Origin of the sequence: Pseudomonas kuykendallii (assembly GCF_900106975.1) — a bacterium.
GTDB lineage: Bacteria > Pseudomonadota > Gammaproteobacteria > Pseudomonadales > Pseudomonadaceae > Pseudomonas_O > Pseudomonas_O kuykendallii.
Genome location: NZ_FNNU01000003.1, coordinates 41,178 through 63,483 on the forward strand (window position 1 = coordinate 41,178; position 22,306 = coordinate 63,483).

Sequence of the window (22,306 nt, forward strand, 5' to 3'; positions counted from 1 at the left end):
GGCAATGTGAAAATTGCGTCAAACCGCCGCTGCGAGTTCGCCGCCCAAGGTGACCTGGAAACGACAGCCGCCCGACTCCGCCGCCGACAGGCTGACGCTCCAGCCCTGGCTCTCGCAGATCCGCTTGACCAGCGAAAGACCCAGGCCGAGCCCGTCGCCGCGCTGCTCGACGCCCCGCACGAAGGGCTCGAACACCGCCTCGCGCTGTGCCTCGGGAATCCCATGCCCGCTGTCCTCGACATAGAAGCCGGTGGCCTGCAGTTGCAGGCAGATCCAGCCGTTGTCGGTGTAGTGCAGCGCGTTGCGCAGCAGGTTGCCCAGCACCGCGCGCAGGAAGGGCGCGTTGTAGCCGATCGGCAGGGCGCCGTTGACGTGGTATTCGAAGCGCAGCCCCTTGTCCTCGATTGCACTGCGCCATTGCCCGACCAGGTCGTTGGCCACATCCATCAACGTGGCCAGTTGCCCCTCGCTGGAGTTGGCCGGCTGCGCACGCGCCAGCAGCAGAAAGGTGTGCACCAGCTCGCGCATTTCCTCGCAGGCGCGCGACATGCGCAGCACCTGGGCCCGGCCGCGCTCGCCCAGGCCCGGGTTTTCCAGCAGCAGTTCGCAGGAACTCGCCAACACCATCAACGGCGTGCGCAGCTCATGGCTGACGTCGCTGGTGAACAGTCTTTCGCGGGTCAGCGCCTCGCGCAGCAGGCCGAGCGTGGCGTCGAACGCCGCCGCCACTTCGCCGACCTCGTCGGCGGCGTAATCCGGCGCCAGCGGCGGTGCGAGCACCAGCAGCTGGTCGCGATGACGCACCTGCCGCGCCAGGCGGATCACCGGCGCCATCACCCGCCGCGCGAGCAGCCAGCCGAGCAGCCCGCCCAGCGCCAGGCTGATCAGGAAGCCCACCAGCACCACCGCGAAGAGCACCTGCTCGCGCGCCTCGAAGCCACGCTGGTCCTGCATCAGCACGTATTTGCGGCCATCCACGGTACGCACGAACACGTGGTAGGAGATGTCGCCGCGGAAGACTTCGTTGAAGCCCGGCGGCAGGTGCTTGACGTCCTCGGGCAGGGCGAACTCGCCGACGCCGCCGCTGTAGTAGAAGAACTGGTCCGGCTCCGGCTGCGAGCGCCACGACTCGACCGAATCCATGCGCAGCAGACGGTCCAGATCGCCGCCCAGCTCGCCGGTGATCAGGCGTTCCTCGACCACGTGGACGACGTTGACGATACCGATGGCGAAGGCGCCGGCGACCAGTGCGGTCACCAGGACGAACGCGATGACGATGCGTCGCGAAAGGCTCTGCTTATACTCCATCGCCATCATCCGCCAGGCGATAGCCGATGCCATGCACGGTGTGCATCAGCGCGCGGGCGAACGGTTTGTCGATCACCTGGCGCAACTGGTGCACGTGGCTGCGCAGGCTGTCGCTGTCCGGGCAGTCATCGCCCCACACGGTTTCCTCGAGAACCTCGCGGCGCACCACGTGCGGGCTTTTCTGCATCAGCACGGTGAGCAGCTTCTGGCCGATCGGGTTGAGCTTGAGCATCTTCCCGGCGCGGACCACTTCCAGGGTATCCAGGTCGAAGGTCAGGTCGGCCACCTGCAGTTGCCGGCGTCCACCGCCCTGGGCGCGGCGCAGCACCGCTTCGATGCGCGCCGCCAGTTCGGACAGCGCGAAGGGCTTGATCAGGTAGTCGTCGGCGCCGGAGTTGAACCCCTGCAGGCGGTCGTCCAGCTGGTCCCGGGCGGTGAGCATGATCACCGGCGTGTTGCGCCGGGCGTCCTCGCGCAGGCGCTTGCACAGCGTGTAGCCGTCGAGCCCCGGCAGCATGATGTCGAGCACGATCAGGTCGTAGTGCTCGGTGGCGGCCAGGTGCAGGCCGGAAAGCCCGTCCTGGGCACAGTCCACGCTGTAGCCCTTGATACTCAGGTAGTCGAGCATGTTGCCCAAAATGTCACGGTTGTCTTCGACCAGCAGGATGCGCATGGATTGTCCTCAGGGGCGCCCAGTCGGCGCGGCGGTGGCGAATGATTGCACGGGGAAGATTAGACCGTTTCGTTTTGACGAATTTTTAACCGCCGATTCACCTGGCCGCGACATATCCGGGAACAGACTGCCGCGCATCGTCCAACCCCGGAAAAATCGCGATGCGAACCCTCCTGCGCTCGGCGCCCCTGCGTTACCTGACCCTCATTCTCGGCCTCTGGCTGGGCGTGTTCCTGTTGACCCGCAGCCTACTGCTGGTAGCACACCTGAGCGAAGCCGGCAGCGACGCCGGCAGCCTGCTGCGCCTGTATGGCATCGGCCTGCTCTACGACCTCGGCTTCCTCGCCTACGCCGCCGTGCCGCTGGCGGCGCCGCTGTTGCTCTGCCCGCCCCGACTCTGGCGGCGCGGCGGCTGGCGCACGACGCTCGGCGTGCTGCTCGGCGCCAGCCTGTTCGTCATGCTCTTCGTCGCTGTCGCCGAATGGCTGTTCTGGGACGAGTTCGGCGTGCGCTTCAACTTCATCGCGGTGGACTACCTGGTCTACTCCGACGAAGTGCTGCACAACCTCTGGGAGTCCTACCCGATCGGCAAGCTGCTGGGCGCCATCGCCGCCGTCGCGCTGATTTCCACCCTGCTGCTGCGCTCGCCGCTGCGCCGCGCCTGGAGCGCGCCGCTGCCGAGCTGGCGGGCGCGCCTGGGCGGTCTCGCCGCGGTCGGGCTGTGTGCGACGCTCGCCGGGCTGCTGCTGGATCAGGATCACCCGCGCGGCATCGGCGGCAACGCCTATCAGCATGAACTGGCGAGCAACGGCCCGTACCAGTTCTTCGCCGCCTTCCGCAGCAACGAACTCGACTACAACCAGTTCTACGCCAAGCTGCCGACGGCCCGGGTAGCCGCGCGACTGCGCGAGGAAGTGGCCGAACCGAATGCCACCTTCGTCGGCCGCGACCCGCTGGACATCCGCCGCCGCATCGACAACCCCGGCGAGCCACGCCGGCTGAACGTGGTGCTGGTGACCATCGAAAGCCTCTCCGCCAAGTACCTGGGCAGCAACGGCGACAAGCGCGGGCTCACGCCGAACCTCGATGCGTTGCGCCGGCAGAGCCTCTACTTCAACAACTTCTACGCCACCGGAACCCGCACCGACCGGGGCCTCGAGGCGATCACCCTGTCGGTGCCGCCCACGCCCGGACGCTCCATCGTCAAGCGCATCGGCAAGGAAAGCGGCTTCGCCAGCCTCGGCCAGCAGCTCGACGCGCAGGGCTACGACAGCGTCTTCGCCTACGGTGGACGCGGCTATTTCGACAACATGAACGCCTTCTTCGGCGGCAATGGCTATCGCATCGTCGACCAGAGTTCGGTGGCCGAATCCGACATCCACTTCAAGAACGCCTGGGGCATGGCCGACGAGGACCTGTTCACCCAGACGCTGAAGCTGGCGGATGCCGATCACGCGCAGGGCAAGCCGTTCCTGCTGCAACTGATGACCACCTCCAACCATCGCCCCTACAGCTATCCGGACGGGCGTATCGACATTCGCTCCGGCGAAGGCCGCGAGGGCGCCGTGAAGTACACCGACTGGGCGATCGGCGATTTCCTCGCCAAGGCGCGGCAGAAACCCTGGTTCGACGACACCCTGTTCGTCTTCGTCGCCGACCACTGCGCGGGCAGCGCCGGGATGGAAGACCTGCCGGTCGCCAACTATCAGATCCCGCTGTTCATCTACTCGCCGAAATGGGTGAAGCCTGCCGAAAACGCCCAGCTGGCCAGCCAGATCGACATCGCACCGACCCTGCTCGGCCTGCTCGACATGGACTACACCTCGACCTTCTTCGGCCGCAACCTGTTGCAGGAAAACGCCGCCCCGCCCCGCGTGCTGCTCGGCAACTACCAGCACCTGGGGCTGTTCGATGGCCATGACCTGGCGATTCTCAGCCCGCGCCAGGTGATGCGTCGGCATGACGATGCCCTCGGCGCCAGCCGCGAGAGCAGCGTGGCCAATGACGACCCGCTGCTGCAGCGCGACATCGCCTACTACCAGGCCGCCAGCCACGATTTCCGCCACCAGTTGCTCGGCTGGCAACCCTCGCCCGGCAGTGACCGGCTCAGCCAGCGCTGATCGAAGGAGCACCCATGACCACACAAAGGTTACCGCACCACTCGCCTCGGCTAAGCCTGTGGGCGAGCCTGGGGATTCCGCTGGCGATCGCCGCGCTGTTGCTGATCTTCGAGCCGACGCGCCTGGACTTCGCCATTTCCGACCTGTTCTACCTGCCCGACGAAGGCTTCGTCGCGCGCCACAACGTGTTCTTCGAGAACTGGTTCCATGACCGCGTCAAGCAGGCGGTGATTCTGATCGGCGTGCTGTCGATCGCCGGCCTGCTACTGAGCTTCGTGTACCGCCGCTGGGCCGCCTGGCGATTGCCGCTGGGCTATCTGGTGCTGGCGATGGGGCTGTCGACCGCCGTCGTGCCGCCGCTGAAAACCCTCACCGGCGTGCATTGCCCCTGGGACCTGACCCGCTACGGCGGTGGCGAAACCTACAGCCCGCTGCTCGGCGAGCGCGCGCCGACGCTGAAGCCCGGTCGCTGCTGGCCGGGCGGACATGCCAGCAGCGGCTTCACCTTCTTCGCGCTGTACTTTCTGCTGCGCGACAGGCGCCCACGGCTGGCGAAAGTGGCGCTGGTCGGTGCCTTCGCGCTGGGCACCGCGCTGTCGCTGGCGAGGATGATGCAGGGCGCGCACTTTCTCTCGCACAACATCTGGACAGCGGTTTTCGACTGGCTGATCTGCCTGGGCTGCTACGCGCTGATGCTCTACCAGCCCGCGCCGAAGGGCAGCATCGCCACACCATTGGGCGATCAGGCCGCCAGCAGTTCGCCATAGCGGATCGCCATCTCGGCGGAGAAGGCCACCAGGATCGCGCGGCGCAACGGGCTGCCGTCCGCCCTCGGACGACGCAGCTCGTCCACCGCGACGCGCGCGGCGGCATCCAGCGGGTAGCCGTAGATGCCGCAACTGATGGCCGGGAAGGCGATGCTGTCCAGCCCGTGGGCTTCGGCGAGCGCCAGGCTGTTGCGGTAGCAGGCCGCGAGCAGTTGCGCCTCGCCCTGGCTGCCGCCGTGCCAGACCGGCCCGACGGTATGGATCACATGGCGTGCCGGCAGGCGGAAACCGGGGGTGATGCGCGCCTCGCCCGTGGGGCAGCCACCGAGCGGGCGGCAGGCGGCGAGCAGTTCGGGGCCGGCGGCGCGGTGGATCGCGCCGTCCACTCCTCCGCCACCGAGCAGGCTGGCGTTGGCGGCATTGACGACTGCCGCCACGTCCAGCGTGGTGATGTCGCCCTGCCAGACCTCGATGTTCACTGGGTGGCCTGCGGGGTCTCTTCGCCGACGCAGCGCACCGCCTGCTTGCGGTCGTTGACCAGCACGCCGGATAGGCCACGCTGCTGGGTATCGAACAGCACGAGGACGCCGTCGATGCACTGGGCGATCTGGTCGGCGCGGGTCAGCGAGACCTTGTAGTCCTGCCCGGGAACGGTCTTGAGCATGGTGAACTCGGCCAGCAGCAGCGCGTCCTCCGGCTTGGCGATGTGCAGGTAGCCGTAGTACGACAGCGCGGCGACGGTGCCGACGACGCTACCGATAGCGGTGAGGATCAGGGGAATGGGGTTGCGTTCGCTCATGGTCACTTCTTCGGAACGGAGGTTGTGGGCAGCGGGGACATGCACCCGCCACGATGGGAAAGCGGGGCATGCTGCCATGGAATCCCGGTCGGCGCTTGGCACCGATCAAGGTTATGCGCGACGGTTCGCCGCGCAGCAGCTAGAGGATATTGGCGTAGTCCGCCTCGATCCGATCCAGGCTCAGGTGGTTGAGGAAGTTGGAGAAGCACATCCAGGCAGCCAGCGCGTTGAGGTCGCGGAACTGCGGCGGCAGGTACTTCGGCGGCACCACCAGCCCCTCGTCGACCAGCTGTCGCAGGGTACGCATGTCCTCCAGGGTGGTCTTGCCGCAGAACAGCAGGGGAATCTGCTCCAGCTTGCCCTTGCGCACCGCCAGCTGGATGTAGTTGTAGATCAGGATGAAGCCCTTCAGGTACGACAGGTCCTTGGTGAACGGCAGCCCGTCCGGGGTCGAGCCGCGGAACACCCGGCTGCTGTTGGCGTAGCTGGAGTCCTCGCTGTAGCCCTGCTCGCGGAAGAACTCGAAGATCTGCAGGAAATCCGCGCCCTCCTCGGCCATGTGGATCGCGCGGGTGCGGTTGGTCAGCTTGCGCAAGCGGCTCGGGTAGGAGGTGAAGGCGATCACTTCCATGAGGATCGCCAGGCCCTCCTGGGTCACCGTCGAGGACGGCGGGCCCTTGGAGAGGAAGGTGCAGATCGGCTGGTTCAGCCCGTTCAGCGTGGTGCCGACGTGCACCAGCCCTTCGTGGACCTCCAGCGCCCGCACGTCGCGCTCGTTGAACATCGCATCGGTGCGGACCTTGATGTAGTCGGCGCCGGCCGCCGCATCGGCGACGATGCCGTCGGACTCGAACACGCGGATGATGCCCTCGCCGGCACCGAACACTTCGTCTAGGCGGCGCTGCAACATGGTCACGGCTTCCTTGGCGGTCAGCGTCTTCGGCTCGTCCTTGAGATCGCCGCGGCCGTCGATGTTGTTCAGGTAATCCGAGAGCATCAGGCCGAGGTCGGCCAGGGTGGGGTCGCCGGCGTGAAAGGCGTCCGAGGCGGCGCCGTAGAGCTCCTGGGAAATCAGCCCGAAATCCGCGGTACCGCGCGCTTCGAGCATGCGGATCACCATGCGGTATTCCTTGCACATGCGCCGCATGATCTGCCCGACGGGGTTGAACTGGCCGAGCTGGCGGGTGATGTCGCGCTCGATGTTCTGCAGCTCGAGCTTCTTCGCCGCGCCGTCGAAGCCCAGCGGACGCGCTTCGTAATAGGCGCGGTCCACCGCCGGCAGGCGCTTGCAGCCGTTGTCGAGGAAGCCCTGGCGGATGCTCTCGTCCCACTTCACCGCATCGAGAATGCGGATCGGCGCCTGCGCCTCGACGATGCGGTCGGACAGGGCGCGAACGATGCGCTGGTAGTCGTCCAGGTTGCTGCCGTTGCTCATCGCTCCCTCACTGCCCCAGGCGCTGGTAACGCGCCGCTTCGACGAAGACATCCGAGTTGGCCGGGTCGTCCAGGTAGGCGAACACCGCCGGCCACGGGCTATCGATCAGCGCACCGTCGCCTTCCGCGGTCTCCACGCGCCGCCCCTGCAGCGCACCGCCCTGGATATCCTGGAGGATGCGCTCGATGTCGAGGGTGTAGACCAGCAGTTCGCCATTGTCGGTCAACTCGAAACCACCGATGGCGAAATTGCCGCCGAGCTTCTTCGGCAAGCCAGCGGAGAGGTACCAGCGGCGACCGTGATGGGCGACGGTGAAGCCGTACTCGTCGGCGCCCGCCAGGTTGTCCGCGCTCTCGGAATAGACCCGCGCCTGGTACAGATTGCTGCCGGCGCGGCGGATGTCGAGGAATTGCTGCACGCCCCATTCGTCCTTGCGCGTCCATTCGCCGAGCAGCGGAATGGGCGCGGCCTCGTTGGCCGGGATCGGGTCCTTGAAGGTCGCCAGGCAACCGCCAAGCAGAAGACAGGTGACCGCGGCCAGCGCGCGCCAGGGAATCATCGGGAATCTTCCTCTTATGGGTGACGCATCGGGCTCCGCCCGACGCTGCGGAGCGAGCCGCAAAGCCGTTGGATCTTCCATTCCGGGGCGCGGGGCGTCAATCCCCGTGGCGCTGCGGGCCTGGCGGGCGGGTCATTTCGACGGGGCTTTCGCACCCGCCATCTAAGCAATCCAGCGGTTCGCAAGTCTGAAATGTAACCCATGAAAAAGCCGCCCTCGGGCGGCTTTTTCAATGCGGAGCGATCAGAGTTCCGGGCGCATGTGCGGGAACAGGATCACGTCGCGGATCGACGGCGAGTCGGTCAGCAGCATCACCAGGCGGTCGATGCCGATGCCTTCGCCGGCGGTGGGCGGCATGCCGTATTCCAGCGCGCGGACGAAGTCGGCGTCGAAGTGCATCGCTTCGTCATCGCCGGCGTCCTTGTCCGCGACCTGGGCATGGAAGCGCGCGGCCTGGTCTTCGGCATCGTTCAGCTCGGAGTAGGCGTTGGCGATCTCGCGGCCGCCGATGAACAGCTCGAAGCGGTCGGTGACGCTCGGGTCGGCATCGTTGCGGCGCGCCAGCGGCGACACCTCGAACGGGTACTGGGTGATGAAGTGCGGCTGCTCCAGCTTGTGCTCGACCAGCTCCTCGAAAATCATCACCTGCAGCTTGCCCAGGCCCTCGAAGCCCAGCACCTTGGCGCCGGCCTTCTTGGCGATGGCGCGGGCGGTGTCGATGTCCTGCAGGTCAGCCGCGGTGATTTCCGGGTTGTACTTGAGGATCGAGTCGAACACCGACAGCCGCGCGAACGGCTCGCCGAAGTGGAACACCTTGTCGCCGTAGGGCACGTCGGTGGTCCCCAGAACCAGCTGGGCCAGCTCGCGGAACAGCTCCTCGGTCAGGTCCATGTTGTCTTCGTAGTCGGCATAGGCCTGGTAGAACTCGAGCATGGTGAACTCGGGGTTGTGCCGGGTCGAAACGCCTTCGTTACGGAAGTTGCGGTTGATCTCGAAGACCTTCTCGAAGCCACCGACCACCAGGCGCTTGAGGTACAGCTCCGGAGCGATGCGCAGGAACATCGGCATGTCCAGCGCGTTGTGGTGGGTCTCGAACGGCTTGGCCGCGGCGCCGCCGGGAATGGTCTGCAGCATCGGCGTTTCCACTTCGAGGAAATCGCGTTCGGCGAGGAACTTGCGGATGTACGCGATCACCTGAGAGCGCACGCGGAAGGTCTGGCGCACCTCCTCGTTGACGATCAGGTCGACGTAGCGCTGGCGGTAGCGCTGTTCGGTGTCGGTCAGGCCGTGGTGCTTGTCCGGCAACGGGCGCAGCGACTTGGTCAGCAGGCGCACGCTGTCCATGTAGACGTACAGGTCGCCCTTGCCGCTGCGCGCCAGGGTGCCCTCGGCGGCGATGATGTCGCCCAGGTCCCAGCTCTTCACCGCTTCGAGGGTGTCCGCGGGCAGCGTCTTGCGGTCGACGTAGACCTGCAGACGGCCGCTGCTGTCCTGCAGCACCATGAAGGCGCCGCGGTTGAGCACGATGCGCCCAGCCACCTTGACCTTGATGCCGGCGGCTTCCAGCTCTTCCTTGGTCTTGTCGGCGTACTGCTTCTGCAGGACGTCGCAGAGGCTGTCGCGGCGGAAGTCGTTGGGGAAGGGAATCGGCTGGGCTTCGCGCAGCGCGGCAAGTTTTTCCTTGCGCTGGGCGATCAGCTTGTTCTCTTCCTCATGCTGGGCATGCTCGTTCAGCGGTTGTTCGCTCATGGTCTTCGGTGGTTCCTGGTTAGGCGCGTGCCTGTGTCGAAACGGGTTAGCACATCTGTAGCGCAGTGGCCGAGACGGATCGCCGGCCACTCTGCTGGGGTATCGCAGCGGGCCCGCGAGTCCGGCCCGCCCTGGAGAACAGGGGCGTTACAGCCCCTGCTTCAGGCTGGCCTCGAGGTATTCGTCGATGTCGCCGTCCAGCACCTTGTCGCAGTCGCTGCGCTCGATGTTGGTCCGCAGGTCCTTGATCCGCGACTGATCGAGGACGTAGGAGCGAATCTGGTGGCCCCAGCCGATATCCGACTTGGTTTCCTCCAGCGCCTGGGCGGCGGCGTTGCGTTTCATCATTTCCAGTTCGTACAACTTGGCCCGCAACATCTTCATCGCGGTGTCCTTGTTGGCGTGCTGGGAACGCTGGTTCTGGCACTGCACGACGGTGTTGGTCGGTACGTGGGTGATGCGCACCGCGGAGTCGGTGGTGTTCACGTGCTGGCCGCCGGCGCCGGACGAGCGATAGGTATCGATGCGCAGGTCGGCCGGGTTGATGTCGATATCGATGTTGTCATCGATTTCCGGCGAGGCGAACACCGCGGAAAACGACGTGTGACGACGATTGCCGGAATCGAACGGGCTCTTGCGCACCAGCCGGTGCACGCCGATCTCGGTGCGCAGCCAGCCGAACGCGTACTCGCCCTTGATGTGCACGGTGGCGCTCTTGATGCCGGCGACCTCGCCTTCGGAGAGCTCGACGATTTCCGCATCGAAGCCGCGCTTGTCGGCCCAGCGCAGGTACATGCGCAGGAGCATGTTCGCCCAGTCCTGGGCCTCGGTGCCGCCGGAGCCGGCCTGGATGTCCAGGTAGGCGTTGTTCGGGTCCATCTCGCCGCTGAACATGCGACGGAATTCGAGTTTCTCGAGAATCCCGCGCAGGCGTTCGACTTCCACGGCGACGTCGTCGACGGCGCTCTGGTCGCCCTCTTCGGCCGCCATTTCCAGCAGGTCGCGGGAATCCGCCAGCCCGCTTTCCATCTCGTCCAGGGTCTCGACGATCAGCGCCAGTTGCGCGCGCTCGCGGCCCAGGTTCTGGGCGTATTCGGGGTTGTTCCACACGGCCGGATCTTCCAGCTCGCGGTTGACTTCGGTCAGGCGTTCATTCTTCTGATCGTAGTCAAAGATACCCCCGAATGGTTTGGGAGCGTTCGTGCAAATCTTTGATGCTGTTAAGGATCGGGTTGATTTCCATGGCGGGCATCACTCACAGGCAAAACTTCGGAAAAGCCGGCGAGTATACGCGACTCCTGCTGACCTGGCAGCACACGCTGGGGCATACTCGCCGGCCACGTCCAGGCCTCCGATAGGGACCCCCAGCGCCATGCACGCAACCCGTAGTCTGCGTAGCCGCTTCGCTCTGCTCATCGCACTGCTCGCCGTCACCCTCTGCCTGTTGCTCGGCGGCGCCATCTACAGCGAGTCGAGCAAACGCATCCGCCAGGAGGTGGGCCAGCAACTGGCCGACCTGTCCTACCAGATGATCGAGCGCCTGGACCGCGACATGGCCAACCGGGCGCGAATGCTCGATGTTCTCGCCTCGCTCAACACGCTGCGCGAACCCGACGACCTGGGGCAGATCCGCGCCCTGCTCGACCGCATGAAGTCGCAGTTCCAGAGCGTCGCCTGGACCGGCTACACGGACGCCGAGGGCAACGTCCTGGCCGCCACCGGCGGCGTGCTGGAAGGCGCCAACATCGCCCAGCGTCCGGTGTTCAGCGAAGGCATCAAGGGACGCTTCGTCGGCGACGTCCACGAAGCGGTGCTGCTCGCCAAGCTGCTGCCCAACCCGACCGGCGAAGCGATGAAGTTCGTCGACGTCGCCCTCCCGGTGAACGCCCTGGACGGCCGCGTCATCGGTGTGCTCGCCACGCACCTGTCCTGGGCCTGGGCCGACGAGGTACGGCGCTCGCTGATGCTGCCGCAGCAGGAGCGCAACCAGGTGGAATTCCTCGTACTGTCCAGCGACCGCCGCGTGCTGCTCGGCCCGAAGGACATGATCGGCGAGCGCCTCGACCTGCCGGCACTGGCCGACAAGCGGGACAACTTCTGGTCGGTGCAGGAGTGGTCGGACGAGCGCCTCTACCTCACCGGCTTCGCCCGCAGCCGCGGCAACGGCGATTACCGCGGCCTCGGCTGGACGGTGGTGACCCGCCAGCAGGTCGATCTGGCCTACGCGCCCGCCGTCGAGATGGGCCGCGACATCCTCATCTGGGGCGCCGGTCTGGCGCTGATCTTCGCCGCCATCGGCTGGCTGATGACGACCTATTACACCCGGCCGCTGCGCGAGATCGCCGCGGCCGCCGATCGCCTGAGCGCCGGCGAGATCGCGGTCATTCCGGAAGTCCGCGGTAGCCGCGAGATCCAGTCGCTGAGCCATTCGATACGCGGCATGGTGGAGAGCCTGACCCAGCAGAAAAGCGAACTGGGGATAATGGAGAACCTTGCCCACCACGACCCCCTCACCGGCCTGCCGAACCGCGCGGCGCTGGACAAGTTCCTGCGCTACGCCCAGCAGCAGGCGCACGGCACCCTGGCGCTGCTCTACCTCGACTTGGACGGTTTCAAACCGATCAACGACCGCTTCGGCCACGGCGTCGGCGACCAGTTGCTGCGAGAGGTGGCGATCCGCCTGCGCGCCTGCCTGCGCGACGGCGACCTGGTGGCGCGCCTGGGCGGTGACGAGTTCCTGATGGTGCTCAAGGTGTCGAAGGAGGATGCGCCGATGCAGAGCGAACAGATCGCCGCCCGCGCGCTGCGCGCCCTGCGCGAGCCCTTCATGCTGGAAAGCCAGCAAGCGCAGGTGGGCTGCAGCATTGGCGGAGCGCTCTGGCCGCTGGACGCCGAAGGGATCGAACAGGCACTGGAGCTGGCCGACCAGGCGCTGTACCGGGCCAAGTCGGCCGGACGCAACCGGGCCGAATTCCACCGCCAGTGGGCGCCGGCGGCTTAGCCAAGGGGGCGCGCCTGGAAAGACGACCCTAGGCCTCCACCGCCTGGCGTACCTGGTTTTCCAGCTCCAGCTTGAGTGCCGGGTCGATCCTCAGCTGGCGCGCCAGCTCTTCCAGATAGGCGCGCTCCATGAAGTGCTCCTCGTCCACCATCAGCACGCTGGCCAGGTACATCTCGGCGGCCATTTCCGGGGTGCTCGCGGCGCGGGCGACATCGGCCGGATCGAGCGGCTTGTTCAGCTCCGCTTCCATCCACTGGCGCACCTCGCGATCGTCTGTGAGCTTGACCAGTTCGCCCTCGATCAACTGGCGCTCGCGATCATCGACGTGCCCGTCGGCCTTGGCCGCGGCGAGCAATGCCTTGAGGATCGCCTGGCTGTGTTCTTCCACCTGCGGCGCCGGCAGGCGGTCGAGGGTCTGCGGCTCGCCCTGCGGCGCGCCGGCCTGCTGGCTTTGCCAGTTGCCGTAGGCCCTGTAGGCGAGCACGCCGAGCGCGGCCAGGCCGCCGTAGGTGAGCACCTTGCCGCCCACCTTGCGCGCGCTCTTGTTGCCCAGCAGCAGGCCGAGCGCGCTGGCGCCCAGCGCACCGCCGGCCGCCCCCTTGAACAGATCGCCGCTGCCCTTGGCGCCACCGAGCAAGCCGCCGAGCGCGTCACCCAGGCCACCGAGGCTACCCGAGGATTTACCGGCGGATTTCTGCTGCAACAGGTCCTGGCCGGACTTGAGCAATTGATCGAGCAAGCCACGCGTATTCATGGAATTCCTCCGCGGAACGACAAAAATGCCTGCGGGAAATCTACCGCGCGGGCCCGCGGGGCGCGGCCTGAGAGTGCTTCCGGATATTGCCGCGCGGCAGCCGCGATCATTTCGATAAAAACGAACGCTCATGGCATAGTTCGCTCGAATCCTTTCACGAGCCCTCCGCCATGATGTCGCTACGCCAGATTCGCCACTTCATCGCGGTCGCCGAATCGGGCTCGATTTCCGCAGCCGCGCAGGCCGTGTTCATCTCGCAGTCGACCCTGACCCTGGCCATCCAGCAACTGGAGGAAGAGATCGGCGTCAGCCTGTTCAATCGCCACGCCAAGGGCATGTCGCTGACCCACCAGGGCCACCAGTTCCTGCGCCAGGCGCACCTGATCCTGGCCACCGTGGAAAACGCCAAGCGCAGCCTCCAGCAGAGCACCGAGCAGGTCGCCGGCTGCCTGACCATCGGCGTGACCAGCCTGGTCGCCGGCTATTACCTGGCCGACCTGATCACCCGCTTCCAGCGCGCCTACCCCAACGTGCAGACCCGCGTGGTGGAGGACGAACGCTCGTACATCGAGCACCTGCTGGTGTCCGGCGAGATCGATGTCGGCGTGCTGATCGTTTCCAACCTTGAGGACCGCCACGCGCTGCAGACCGAAGTGCTGACCCATTCGCCGCACCGGCTCTGGCTGCCCGCGCAGCATCCGCTGCTGGAACGCGACAGCATCGGCCTCGCGGATGTCGGCGCCGAGCCGCTGATCCAGTTGAACGCCGACGAGATGGGTCTGCACACCCAGCGCATCTGGGCCCGCGCCGGGCTGACGCCGCACGTGACGCTGCGCACCGCCTCGGTGGAAGCGGTGCGCAGCCTGGTGGCCGCCGGGCTCGGGCTGTCGATCCAGCCGGACATGACCTACCGGCCCTGGTCGCTGGAAGGCGACATCATCGAGGCACGACCGCTGGCCGACCTCAGCGAACCGCTGGACGTCGGCCTGGCCTGGCGACGCGGCACGGCGCGGCCGGCGCTGGTCGATCCGTTCCTCACCGTGGCGCGGGAAAAGCCCTCCGCGCGCCGGCATTCGATTTAATCGAACGCTGCTTTCATTTTTTAGCATTTGTCGACCGCGATGCAGCGCTCTAGTCTCGGGTAAAGACGAACAAGTGCCTCAACGGCGCAGGGTTCGTGCAACCGAATCGCCACGGAACGCCGATCACGATGAATGCAATCAGCCCACTCGCCACGCTGCGCACCGATCTGCTGATCGGTGGCGAGCTGTCTCGCGGCGAAGGGCTGGTCGAGGCGATCATCGATCCGGCCTGCGGCGAGACGCTGGTGGAGATCGCCGAGGCCTCGATCGATCAGGTGGAGGCCGCCATCGCCGCCGCCCAGCAGGCGTTTCCAGGCTGGTCGAGGACCACGCCGGCGCAACGTGCCCAGGCACTGCTGGCGATCGCCGACTGCATCGAAAGAAACGCCGACAGCCTGGCGCGGCTGGAATCGCTGAACTGCGGCAAGCCCCTGCACCTGGCGCGCCAGGACGACCTGACCGCGAGCGTCGACGTGTTCCGGTTCTTCGCCGGCGCAGTGCGCTGCCAGCAGGGCCAACTGGCCGGCGAGTACGTGCCCGGCCACACCAGCCTGGTGCGACGCGACCCGCTGGGCGTGGTCGCCTCCATCGCACCCTGGAACTACCCGCTGATGATGGCTGCGTGGAAGATCGCGCCGGCGCTGGCCGCCGGCAACACGCTGGTGTTCAAGCCCTCGGAACATACGCCGCTGTCGATCCTCGCCCTCGCGCCGCTGCTCGCCGAAATCCTCCCGCCGGGCGTGATCAACATCCTCTGCGGAGGTGGCGAAGGGGTCGGTAGCCAGCTCGTCGGGCATCCAAAGGTGCGCATGGTCTCCCTCACCGGCGACATCGTTACCGGGCAGAAGGTGTTGCAGGCCGCCGCACGCACGCTCAAACGCACGCACCTGGAACTGGGCGGCAAGGCGCCGGTGATCGTCTGCAACGATGCCGACCTCGATGCCGTGGTCGAGGGCGTGCGCAATTACGGCTACTACAACGCCGGCCAGGACTGCACCGCCGCCTGCCGCATCTATGCCCAGGCCGGCATTCACGACCGTTTGCTGGCCCGGCTCGGCGAGGCCGTGTCGACCCTGCGCTTCGCCCGCAAGAAGGACGCCGACAACGAGATGGGCCCGCTGATCAGCGCCCGCCAGCGTGACCGCGTGGCCAGCTTCGTCGAGCGTGCCCTCGGCCAGCCGCACATCGAGCGCGTCACCGGCGCGGCCGTGCACTCCGGCCCCGGCTTCTACTATCAGCCGACGCTGCTCGCCGGCTGCAAGCAGAGCGACGAGATCGTCCAGCGCGAAGTGTTCGGCCCGGTGGTCACCGTCACCCGTTTCGACGAGCCGAGCCAGGCGCTGGACTGGGCCAACGACTCCGAATACGGCCTGGCCTCGTCGGTCTGGACCCAGGACCTGGACAAGGCCATGCAGATCGCCGCGCGGCTGCAATACGGCTGCACCTGGATCAACACCCATTTCATGCTGACCAGCGAGATGCCGCACGGGGGGCTGAAACGCTCCGGCTACGGCAAGGACCTGTCCAGCGATTCGCTGGCCGATTACAGCGTGGTCCGCCACATCATGGCGCGCCACGGCAAGGAGCTGAGCTAGGTTCGAGGCTTTTCTCTTACCACACGTGCAAGCACCCGATTCGACCGCACCGACCGACAGGCGCGGCGACATAACAATCAGGACCGGACGCGCTCCGGCCGGCAAGACATTCACTGCCCCGACTATCAAACCAAGAAGAGGGATTACCAATGTCAGCGCACACCACCGCTCTGCTCGGCGCACTCGCCGGCGCCCTGCTCGGCAGCAGCAGCCTGCAAGCCGCCGAAGCCCTCAAGGCCGTCGGCGCCGGCGAAGGCCAGCTCGACATCGTCGCCTGGCCCGGCTACATCGAACGCGGCGAAAGCGACAAGAGCTACGACTGGGTCAGCCAGTTCGAGAAGGACAGCGGCTGCAAGGTCAACGTCAAGACCGCCGCCACCTCGGACGAAATGGTCAGCCTCATGGCCAAGGGCGGCTACGACCTGGTGACCGCCTCGGGCGACGCCTCGCTGCGGCTGATCTATGGCAAGCGCGTGCAGCCCATCGACACGGCGCTGATCCCCAACTGGAAGGGCCTCGACCCACGTCTCAAGGATGCGCCCTGGTACGTGGTGGATGGCAAGACCTATGGCACGCCCTACCAGTGGGGCCCGAACGTGCTGATGTACAACACCGACGTGTTCAAGCAGTCGCCGACCAGCTGGAGCGTGGTCTTCGAGGCCCAGGACCTGGCCGACGGCAAGCCGAACAAGGGCCGCGTGCAGGCCTACGACGGCCCCATCTACATCGCCGACGCGGCGCTCTACCTGAAGACCAAGCAGCCCGAGCTGGGCATAGGCGACCCCTATCAGCTCACCGAGCCGCAGTACGCCGCGGTGCTCGACCTGCTGCGCAAGCAGCACGCACTGGTGCACCGCTACTGGCATGACACCACGGTACAGATGAGCGACTTCAAGAACGAGGGGGTGGTCGCCTCTGGCGCCTGGCCTTATCAGGTCAACGCGCTGCAGCTGGAGAAGCAGCCGATCGCCTCCACCGTGCCGGTCGAAGGCGCTACCGGCTGGGCCGACACCACCATGCTGCACGCCGAGGCCAAGCACCCGAACTGCGCCTACAAGTGGATGGACTGGTCGATGTCGCCGAAGGTCCAGGGTGACGTGGCCGCCTGGTTCGGCTCGCTGCCCGCGGTTCCCGCCGGCTGCAAGGAAAGCGAACTGCTCGGCGCCGAAGGCTGCAAGGTCAACGGCTTCGACAACTTCGACAAGATCGCCTTCTGGAAAACCCCGCAAGCCGAGGGCGGCAAGTTCGTCCCCTACAGCCGCTGGACGCAGGACTACATCGCGATCATGGGCGGACGCTGAACCCTTCGTTTTATCGACCACGTCGGGCCCGGGATGGGTGTGCCAGGAAAGGCCCCTCTCCCCGGCCCTCTCCCGTGAACGGGAGAGGGGGCGAGGCCACCCAGGCCGCCCCGGTTTCTCTCGGGAGGACGAGCCCTCGCCCCCATTTTCCACGCCGTTTTTTTGCTTTCCGGAGTAGCGCAGCAGATGACCATCGCCGTTCAGTTCACCCAGGTGTCCCGCCAGTTCGGCGAGGTGAAGGCCGTCGACCGGGTGTCCATCGATATCCAGGAAGGCGAATTCTTCTCCATGCTCGGCCCGTCGGGATCGGGCAAGACCACCTGCCTGCGGCTGATCGCCGGCTTCGAGCAACCCAGCGCCGGCTCCATCCGCATCCACGGCGCCGAGGCCGTCGGCCTTGCGCCCTACCAGCGCGACGTCAACACGGTGTTCCAGGATTACGCGCTGTTCCCGCACATGAACGTGCTCGACAACATCGCCTACGGCCTCAAGGTCAAGGGCGTCGGCAAGACCGAGCGCCGGGCCCGCGCCGAGGAGGCGCTGGGCATGGTCGCCCTGGGCGGCTACGGCGCGCGCAAGCCCGTGCAGCTTTCCGGCGGACAGCGCCAGCGCGTCGCCCTCGCCCGTGCGCTGGTCAATCGTCCGCGCGTGCTGCTGCTCGACGAGCCGCTCGGCGCGCTCGACCTCAAGCTGCGCGAGCAGATGCAGAGCGAACTGAAGAAGCTGCAGCGCCAGTTGGGCATCACCTTCATCTTCGTCACCCACGACCAGAGCGAGGCGCTGTCGATGTCCGACCGCGTGGCGGTGTTCAACAAGGGCCGCATCGAACAGGTCGACACCCCGCGCAACCTCTACATGAGGCCCGCCACGTCTTTCGTCGCCGAGTTCGTCGGCACCTCCAACGTGCTGCGCGGCGGCCTGGCGCTGGAGCTGGGTGGCAGCGAACGGCCCCTGTCGATCCGCCCGGAGCACACGCGCCTGGCGGGCAGCGAAGCCCTCGGCGGCGATGAAGTGGAAATCAGCGGGTTGCTCCACGACATCCAGTACCAGGGCGCCGCCACGCGCTACGAAATCCGCCTGGATAACGGGCAGAACTTCTGCGTCAGCCAGGCCAATACGCAGTGGGGCGAAGGCGCCGCGCTGCGCAGCACCGGACAGCGGGTGACCGCACGCTGGGCACGCGCGGCGATGGTCGCACTGCACGACATCGCACCCGGAGCGGACGCCTGATGCAGCTCGCTCTCGATACCAGGACGGCGGCTGTCGGCGGCCCGCTGCGACGCCTGTCCAGCCTGCTCTACCGCAAGCCGAACCTGTACCTCTCGCTGCTGCTGGTGCCGCCGCTGCTGTGGTTCGGCGCGATCTACCTCGGCTCGCTGCTGGCGCTGCTCTGGCAAGGCTTCTACACCTTCGACGACTTCACCATGGCGGTGACGCCGGAGCTGACCCTGGCCAACCTCGGGGCGCTGTTCCAGCCGGCCAACTACGACATCATCCTGCGCACCCTGGGCATGGCAGTGGCGGTGTCGCTGGCGGCCGGCCTGCTGGCGTTTCCCATCGCCTACTACATGGCGCGCTACACCCGCGGCAAGACCAAGGCGTTCTTCTACATCGCGGTGATGCTGCCGATGTGGGCCAGCTACATCGTCAAGGCCTATGCCTGGACCCTGCTGCTGGCCAAGGGCGGCGTCGCCCAGTGGTTCGTCGACCACCTTGGCCTGGCGCCGCTGCTGCAACTGGTCCTCGGCATTCCCGGCATCGGCGGCAGCACGCTGTCGACCTCGCACCTCGGGCGCTTTCTGGTGTTCGTCTACATCTGGCTGCCGTTCATGATCCTGCCGATCCAGGCCTCGCTGGAGCGGCTGCCGCCGAACCTGCTGCAAGCCTCGGCCGACCTGGGCGCGCGCCCGGCGCAGACCTTCCGCCAGGTGATCCTGCCGCTGTCGATCCCCGGCATCGCCGCCGGCTCGATCTTCACCTTCAGCCTGACCCTCGGCGACTTCATCGTGCCGCAGCTGGTGGGGCCGCCCGGCTACTTCATCGGCAGCATGGTCTACGCCCAGCAGGGCGCCATCGGCAACCTGCCGATGGCCGCCGCGTTCACCCTGGTGCCGATCGTGCTGATCGCGATCTACCTGTCCATCGTCAAACGTCTGGGGGCCTTCGATGCACTCTGAACGAGCCTCCTGGGGACTCAGGCTGGCGGCCTGGGGCGGGCTGGTGTTCCTGCACTTCCCGATCCTGATCATCTTCCTCTACGCCTTCAACACCGAGGACGCGGCATTCAGCTTCCCGCCCAAGGGCTTCACCCTGAAGTGGTTCAGCGTCGCCTTCGCGCGCCAGGACGTGCTCGACGCCATCGGCCTGTCGCTGCAGATCGCCTGCCTCGCCACGCTGATCGCCATGATCCTCGGCACCCTGGCCGCCGCCGCGCTGTACCGCCGCGACTTCTTCGGCAAGGAAGGCATCTCGCTGATGCTGATCCTGCCCATCGCGCTGCCCGGCATCGTCACCGGCCTGGCGCTGCTCGCCGCGTTCAAGAGCCTGGGCATCGAGCCGGGCGTGCTGACCATCGTCATCGGCCACGCCACCTTCTGCGTGGTGATCGTCTACAACAACGTCATCGCCCGCCTGCGGCGCACCTCGCACAGCCTGATCGAAGCGAGCATGGACCTGGGCGCCGACGGCTGGCAGACCTTCCGCTACATCATCCTGCCGAACCTCGGCTCGGCACTGCTGGCTGGCGGGATGCTCGCCTTCGCGCTGTCCTTCGACGAGATCATCGTCACCACCTTCACCGCCGGCCACGAACGCACCCTGCCGCTGTGGCTGCTCAACCAGCTCAGCCGCCCGCGCGACGTGCCGGTGACCAACGTGGTGGCGATGCTGGTGATGCTGGTGACCATGCTGCCGATCCTCGGCGCCTATTACCTGACGCGCGGCGGCGAGGGCGTGGCGGGGAGCGGCAAGTGAAAGCCGCCCTCTCCCCAGCCCTCTCCCGTGAACGGGAGAGGGGGCAGTCCGGGCGGGACCGGAAGTGATCCATCTGGCCGATCGTGCTGCTGAGGCCGGGCACGAACGCTGAACACCACACGAACACTCCCCTCTCCCGTTTACGGGAAAGGGGGCGGACCGGGCGGTCCGGAAGTGATCCGTCCAGCCGATCGCGCTGCAGAGGCCGGGCACGAACGCTGAACACCGACACGAACACGCCCCTCTCCCGTTTACGGGAAAGGGGCCGGGGGAGAGGGCAGCAGCGCCCTCCCCAACCCAACGACAACCCATAGCGAGGCTGACCCCATGCAAACCAAACTGCTGATCAATGGCCAACTGATCGACGGCGAAGGCGAGAGGCTCGCCGTGCTCAACCCCTCCCTCGGCGCACCGCTGGTGCAGATCGCCGAGGCCAGCGAAGCGCAGGTGGACGCCGCGGTGCGCGCCGCCGACGCGGCCTTCGACGGCTGGTCGCAAACCGCGCCGAAGGACCGTGCGATGTTGCTGCTGCGCCTCGCCGATCGCATCGAGGCGCATGCCGAAGAGCTGGCGAAGCTGGAGTCGGACAACTGCGGCAAACCCTTCGGCGCCGCGCTGAACGACGAAATCCCCGCCATCGCCGACGTGTTCCGCTACTTCGCAGGCGCCAGCCGCTGCCTGTCCGGTTCCGCCGCCGGCGAATACCTGCCGGGACACACCTCGATGATCCGCCGCGACCCGCTCGGCGTGGTCGCCTCCATCGCGCCGTGGAACTACCCGCTGATGATGGCCGCCTGGAAACTCGCGCCGGCCCTGGCGGCGGGCAACACCGTGGTGCTCAAGCCGTCCGAGCAGACGCCGCTGACGGCGCTGAAACTGGCCGAATTCCTCGCCGAGATCTTCCCCGCCGGGGTGGTCAACATCGTCTTCGGCCGAGGCGCCAGCGTCGGCACGCCGCTGGTGACGCACGCGCGCGTGCGCATGGTCTCGCTCACCGGCTCGATCGCCACCGGCGCCAACATCATCTCCAGCACCGCGGCCAGCGTGAAACGCATGCACATGGAGCTGGGTGGCAAGGCACCCGTGCTGATCTTCGACGACGCCGACATCGAGGCCGCCGTCGAGGGCATCCGCACCTTCGGCTTCTACAACGCCGGACAGGACTGCACCGCCGCCTGCCGCATCTACGCGCAGAAAGGCATCTACGAGAAATTCGTCGCCGCCCTGGGCGATGCCGTGGGCAACCTGAAGACCGGCCTGCAGAACGACGCCGCCACCGAACTCGGCCCGCTGATCACCGCGCAGCATCGCGACCGCGTCAGCGGTTTCGTCGAGCGCGCCAGCGGCCAGTCGCACATCGAGGTGGTCACCGGCGGCAAAGCGGTCGCCGGGGACGGCTTCTTCTTCCAGCCGACGGTGCTGGCCGGCGCGCAACAGGACGATGAAATCGTCCGCAACGAAGTGTTCGGCCCGGTGGTGTCGGTCACGCCATTCGACGACGAGTTGCAGGCGCTGAGCTGGGCCAACGACTCCGACTACGGTCTCGCCTCGTCGATCTGGACCCGCGACGTGGGCCGCGCGCACCGCCTCTCGGCGCGCCTGCAGTACGGCTGCACCTGGGTGAACACGCACTTCATGCTGGTCAGCGAAATGCCCCACGGCGGCGTCAAGCGCTCCGGCTACGGCAAGGACATGTCGATGTACGGGCTGGAGGACTACACCGCGGTGCGCCACGTGATGTTCAAGCACTGAAGCTGTCGCGCAGGGCACGCCCCTGCGCCGCGAGGCCGCGCCTAGGTGCGTGCCTCGTTGTGGCCCAGGTCACGCCCGGGGTCGATGCGGTCGCGAACCCGCTGCTTGAGCACCTTGGCCTCGGGGAAACCGCCGTCTGCCTTGCGCTCCCAGAGCTGAACGCCGTCACAGGTGATGCGGAACACCCCGCCCGTGCCCGGCTCCAGGGCGACTCGGCCGAGGTCGCCGGTGAACGTGGACAGCAGCTCCTGCGCCAGCCAGGCGGCGCGCAGCAGCCACTGGCACTGGGTGCAATAGGTGATGACGATTTCGGGGCGTGGCGCGGTACGGGTCATGACGATCTCGCGGGGCGGGCCGGGCGACCAGCATAACGGCAACCACGACCGTCGCCGAGGCGCGAAAAGCAAAACGCCGCATCGGAATGCGGCGTCTCGGTGG

The 22,306-nt window shown here is 66.8% G+C and carries 20 protein-coding genes; 10 read left to right on the forward strand and 10 right to left on the reverse strand.

Translation table 11 applies throughout. The features are described from left to right. Positions 1-18 precede the first annotated feature (18 nt). Positions 19-1,308 (reverse strand): sensor histidine kinase, encoded by a 1,290-nt coding sequence (locus BLV15_RS10250; protein ID WP_090227556.1) that lies wholly within the window; start codon positions 1,306-1,308, stop codon positions 19-21. Beyond that, complete coding sequence (locus tag BLV15_RS10255) at positions 1,298-1,981, reverse strand: response regulator transcription factor (RefSeq protein WP_090227559.1); 684 nt, start codon at positions 1,979-1,981, stop codon at positions 1,298-1,300. Before BLV15_RS10255 ends, BLV15_RS10250 begins: the two co-directional genes overlap by 11 nt. 161 nt (positions 1,982-2,142) lie before the next feature. Between BLV15_RS10255 and BLV15_RS10260 the strand changes: the two genes are divergently transcribed. Next, the gene (locus BLV15_RS10260; protein WP_090227560.1) at positions 2,143-4,101 is read left to right on the forward strand and encodes an LTA synthase family protein; all 1,959 of its coding nucleotides are present in this window, start codon (positions 2,143-2,145) and stop codon (positions 4,099-4,101) included. 14 nt (positions 4,102-4,115) lie between these two features. After that, positions 4,116-4,868 carry a phosphatase PAP2 family protein gene (locus BLV15_RS10265; RefSeq protein WP_090227563.1) on the forward strand — a complete coding sequence of 251 codons (753 nt, stop codon included), beginning with the start codon at positions 4,116-4,118 and terminating at the stop codon, positions 4,866-4,868. Here the strand turns inward: BLV15_RS10265 and BLV15_RS10270 are convergent. The 6 genes from BLV15_RS10270 to prfB form a co-directional block, all read right to left on the reverse strand. Then, on the reverse strand, positions 4,844-5,347 hold the full coding sequence (locus BLV15_RS10270; protein ID WP_090227566.1) for an O-acetyl-ADP-ribose deacetylase: 504 nt from the start codon (positions 5,345-5,347) through the stop codon (positions 4,844-4,846). The two genes, BLV15_RS10265 and BLV15_RS10270, sit on opposite strands and share 25 nt — an antisense overlap. Then, the gene (locus tag BLV15_RS10275; protein ID WP_090227569.1) at positions 5,344-5,667 is read right to left on the reverse strand and encodes a PA3694 family proteiin; all 324 of its coding nucleotides are present in this window, start codon (positions 5,665-5,667) and stop codon (positions 5,344-5,346) included. Before BLV15_RS10275 ends, BLV15_RS10270 begins: the two co-directional genes overlap by 4 nt. 139 nt (positions 5,668-5,806) lie before the next feature. Further along, the gene (locus BLV15_RS10280; protein WP_090227570.1) at positions 5,807-7,102 is read right to left on the reverse strand and encodes a flavohemoglobin expression-modulating QEGLA motif protein; all 1,296 of its coding nucleotides are present in this window, start codon (positions 7,100-7,102) and stop codon (positions 5,807-5,809) included. Between the two features lie 7 nt (positions 7,103-7,109). Further along, positions 7,110-7,661: a hypothetical protein gene (locus BLV15_RS10285; protein ID WP_090227574.1), complete on the reverse strand. Its 552-nt coding sequence runs from the start codon at positions 7,659-7,661 to the stop codon at positions 7,110-7,112. Positions 7,662-7,904: 243 nt separating this feature from the next. Beyond that, positions 7,905-9,410, reverse strand: coding sequence for a lysine--tRNA ligase (lysS, locus tag BLV15_RS10290; protein WP_090227577.1), 1,506 nt, complete (start codon positions 9,408-9,410; stop codon positions 7,905-7,907). Positions 9,411-9,557: 147 nt separating this feature from the next. Beyond that, positions 9,558-10,653 (reverse strand): peptide chain release factor 2 gene (gene prfB, locus BLV15_RS10295; protein WP_139210702.1). Its coding sequence is split into 2 segments (ribosomal slippage): positions 9,558-10,580 and positions 10,582-10,653, totalling 1,095 coding nucleotides; the frame shifts between segments, so codons are not numbered across the junction. A gap of 129 nt (positions 10,654-10,782) precedes the next feature. Here prfB and BLV15_RS10300 point away from each other — a divergent pair. Further along, on the forward strand, positions 10,783-12,411 hold the full coding sequence (locus BLV15_RS10300) for a diguanylate cyclase domain-containing protein (RefSeq protein WP_090227579.1): 1,629 nt from the start codon (positions 10,783-10,785) through the stop codon (positions 12,409-12,411). A 28-nt stretch (positions 12,412-12,439) separates the two neighbouring features. Here BLV15_RS10300 and BLV15_RS10305 read toward each other — a convergent pair whose 3' ends face one another. After that, positions 12,440-13,165: a tellurite resistance TerB family protein gene (locus BLV15_RS10305; RefSeq protein WP_090227582.1), complete on the reverse strand. Its 726-nt coding sequence runs from the start codon at positions 13,163-13,165 to the stop codon at positions 12,440-12,442. A gap of 170 nt (positions 13,166-13,335) precedes the next feature. On the opposite strand from BLV15_RS10305, the gene BLV15_RS10310 reads away from it, so the two are divergent. The 7 genes from BLV15_RS10310 to BLV15_RS10340 all read left to right on the forward strand — a co-directional run bounded on the left by BLV15_RS10310 (position 13,336) and on the right by BLV15_RS10340 (position 21,868). Continuing rightward, on the forward strand, positions 13,336-14,247 hold the full coding sequence (locus BLV15_RS10310; RefSeq protein WP_090227584.1) for a LysR family transcriptional regulator: 912 nt from the start codon (positions 13,336-13,338) through the stop codon (positions 14,245-14,247). A gap of 128 nt (positions 14,248-14,375) precedes the next feature. Further along, positions 14,376-15,842, forward strand: coding sequence for a gamma-aminobutyraldehyde dehydrogenase (locus BLV15_RS10315; protein WP_090227587.1), 1,467 nt, complete (start codon positions 14,376-14,378; stop codon positions 15,840-15,842). 149 nt (positions 15,843-15,991) lie between these two features. After that, positions 15,992-17,143 (forward strand): putative ABC transporter substrate-binding protein YdcS, encoded by a 1,152-nt coding sequence (gene ydcS / locus BLV15_RS10320; protein WP_090227590.1) that lies wholly within the window; start codon positions 15,992-15,994, stop codon positions 17,141-17,143. Positions 17,144-17,329: 186 nt separating this feature from the next. Continuing rightward, positions 17,330-18,373: an ABC transporter ATP-binding protein gene (locus tag BLV15_RS10325; RefSeq protein WP_090227592.1), complete on the forward strand. Its 1,044-nt coding sequence runs from the start codon at positions 17,330-17,332 to the stop codon at positions 18,371-18,373. Then, on the forward strand, positions 18,373-19,320 hold the full coding sequence (locus BLV15_RS10330) for an ABC transporter permease (protein WP_090227595.1): 948 nt from the start codon (positions 18,373-18,375) through the stop codon (positions 19,318-19,320). The genes BLV15_RS10325 and BLV15_RS10330 overlap by 1 nt, the downstream gene beginning before the upstream one ends. Further along, positions 19,310-20,116: an ABC transporter permease gene (locus BLV15_RS10335; protein WP_090227598.1), complete on the forward strand. Its 807-nt coding sequence runs from the start codon at positions 19,310-19,312 to the stop codon at positions 20,114-20,116. Before BLV15_RS10330 ends, BLV15_RS10335 begins: the two co-directional genes overlap by 11 nt. Positions 20,117-20,443: 327 nt before the next feature. Continuing rightward, positions 20,444-21,868 (forward strand): gamma-aminobutyraldehyde dehydrogenase, encoded by a 1,425-nt coding sequence (locus tag BLV15_RS10340; RefSeq protein WP_090227601.1) that lies wholly within the window; start codon positions 20,444-20,446, stop codon positions 21,866-21,868. A gap of 41 nt (positions 21,869-21,909) precedes the next feature. Here the strand turns inward: BLV15_RS10340 and BLV15_RS10345 are convergent, their stop codons facing one another. Continuing rightward, positions 21,910-22,203 (reverse strand): Rdx family protein, encoded by a 294-nt coding sequence (locus BLV15_RS10345; RefSeq protein WP_090227603.1) that lies wholly within the window; start codon positions 22,201-22,203, stop codon positions 21,910-21,912. Between the last annotated feature and the right edge of the window lie 103 nt (positions 22,204-22,306).

Coding starts and splice junctions, on each gene's coding strand:
- BLV15_RS10310 (WP_090227584.1), top strand. CDS start 13,336: ATGATGTCGCTACGCCAGATTCGCCACTTCATCGCGGTCGCCGAATCG.
- lysS (WP_090227577.1), bottom strand. CDS start 9,410: ATGAGCGAACAACCGCTGAACGAGCATGCCCAGCATGAGGAAGAGAAC.
- BLV15_RS10280 (WP_090227570.1), bottom strand. CDS start 7,102: ATGAGCAACGGCAGCAACCTGGACGACTACCAGCGCATCGTTCGCGCC.
- BLV15_RS10300 (WP_090227579.1), top strand. CDS start 10,783: ATGCACGCAACCCGTAGTCTGCGTAGCCGCTTCGCTCTGCTCATCGCA.
- BLV15_RS10330 (WP_090227595.1), top strand. CDS start 18,373: ATGCAGCTCGCTCTCGATACCAGGACGGCGGCTGTCGGCGGCCCGCTG.
- BLV15_RS10335 (WP_090227598.1), top strand. CDS start 19,310: ATGCACTCTGAACGAGCCTCCTGGGGACTCAGGCTGGCGGCCTGGGGC.
- BLV15_RS10260 (WP_090227560.1), top strand. CDS start 2,143: ATGCGAACCCTCCTGCGCTCGGCGCCCCTGCGTTACCTGACCCTCATT.
- ydcS (WP_090227590.1), top strand. CDS start 15,992: ATGTCAGCGCACACCACCGCTCTGCTCGGCGCACTCGCCGGCGCCCTG.
- BLV15_RS10305 (WP_090227582.1), bottom strand. CDS start 13,165: ATGAATACGCGTGGCTTGCTCGATCAATTGCTCAAGTCCGGCCAGGAC.
- BLV15_RS10250 (WP_090227556.1), bottom strand. CDS start 1,308: ATGGAGTATAAGCAGAGCCTTTCGCGACGCATCGTCATCGCGTTCGTC.
- BLV15_RS10255 (WP_090227559.1), bottom strand. CDS start 1,981: ATGCGCATCCTGCTGGTCGAAGACAACCGTGACATTTTGGGCAACATG.
- BLV15_RS10275 (WP_090227569.1), bottom strand. CDS start 5,667: ATGAGCGAACGCAACCCCATTCCCCTGATCCTCACCGCTATCGGTAGC.
- BLV15_RS10315 (WP_090227587.1), top strand. CDS start 14,376: ATGAATGCAATCAGCCCACTCGCCACGCTGCGCACCGATCTGCTGATC.
- BLV15_RS10265 (WP_090227563.1), top strand. CDS start 4,116: ATGACCACACAAAGGTTACCGCACCACTCGCCTCGGCTAAGCCTGTGG.
- BLV15_RS10345 (WP_090227603.1), bottom strand. CDS start 22,203: ATGACCCGTACCGCGCCACGCCCCGAAATCGTCATCACCTATTGCACC.
- BLV15_RS10340 (WP_090227601.1), top strand. CDS start 20,444: ATGCAAACCAAACTGCTGATCAATGGCCAACTGATCGACGGCGAAGGC.
- BLV15_RS10285 (WP_090227574.1), bottom strand. CDS start 7,661: ATGATTCCCTGGCGCGCGCTGGCCGCGGTCACCTGTCTTCTGCTTGGC.
- BLV15_RS10325 (WP_090227592.1), top strand. CDS start 17,330: ATGACCATCGCCGTTCAGTTCACCCAGGTGTCCCGCCAGTTCGGCGAG.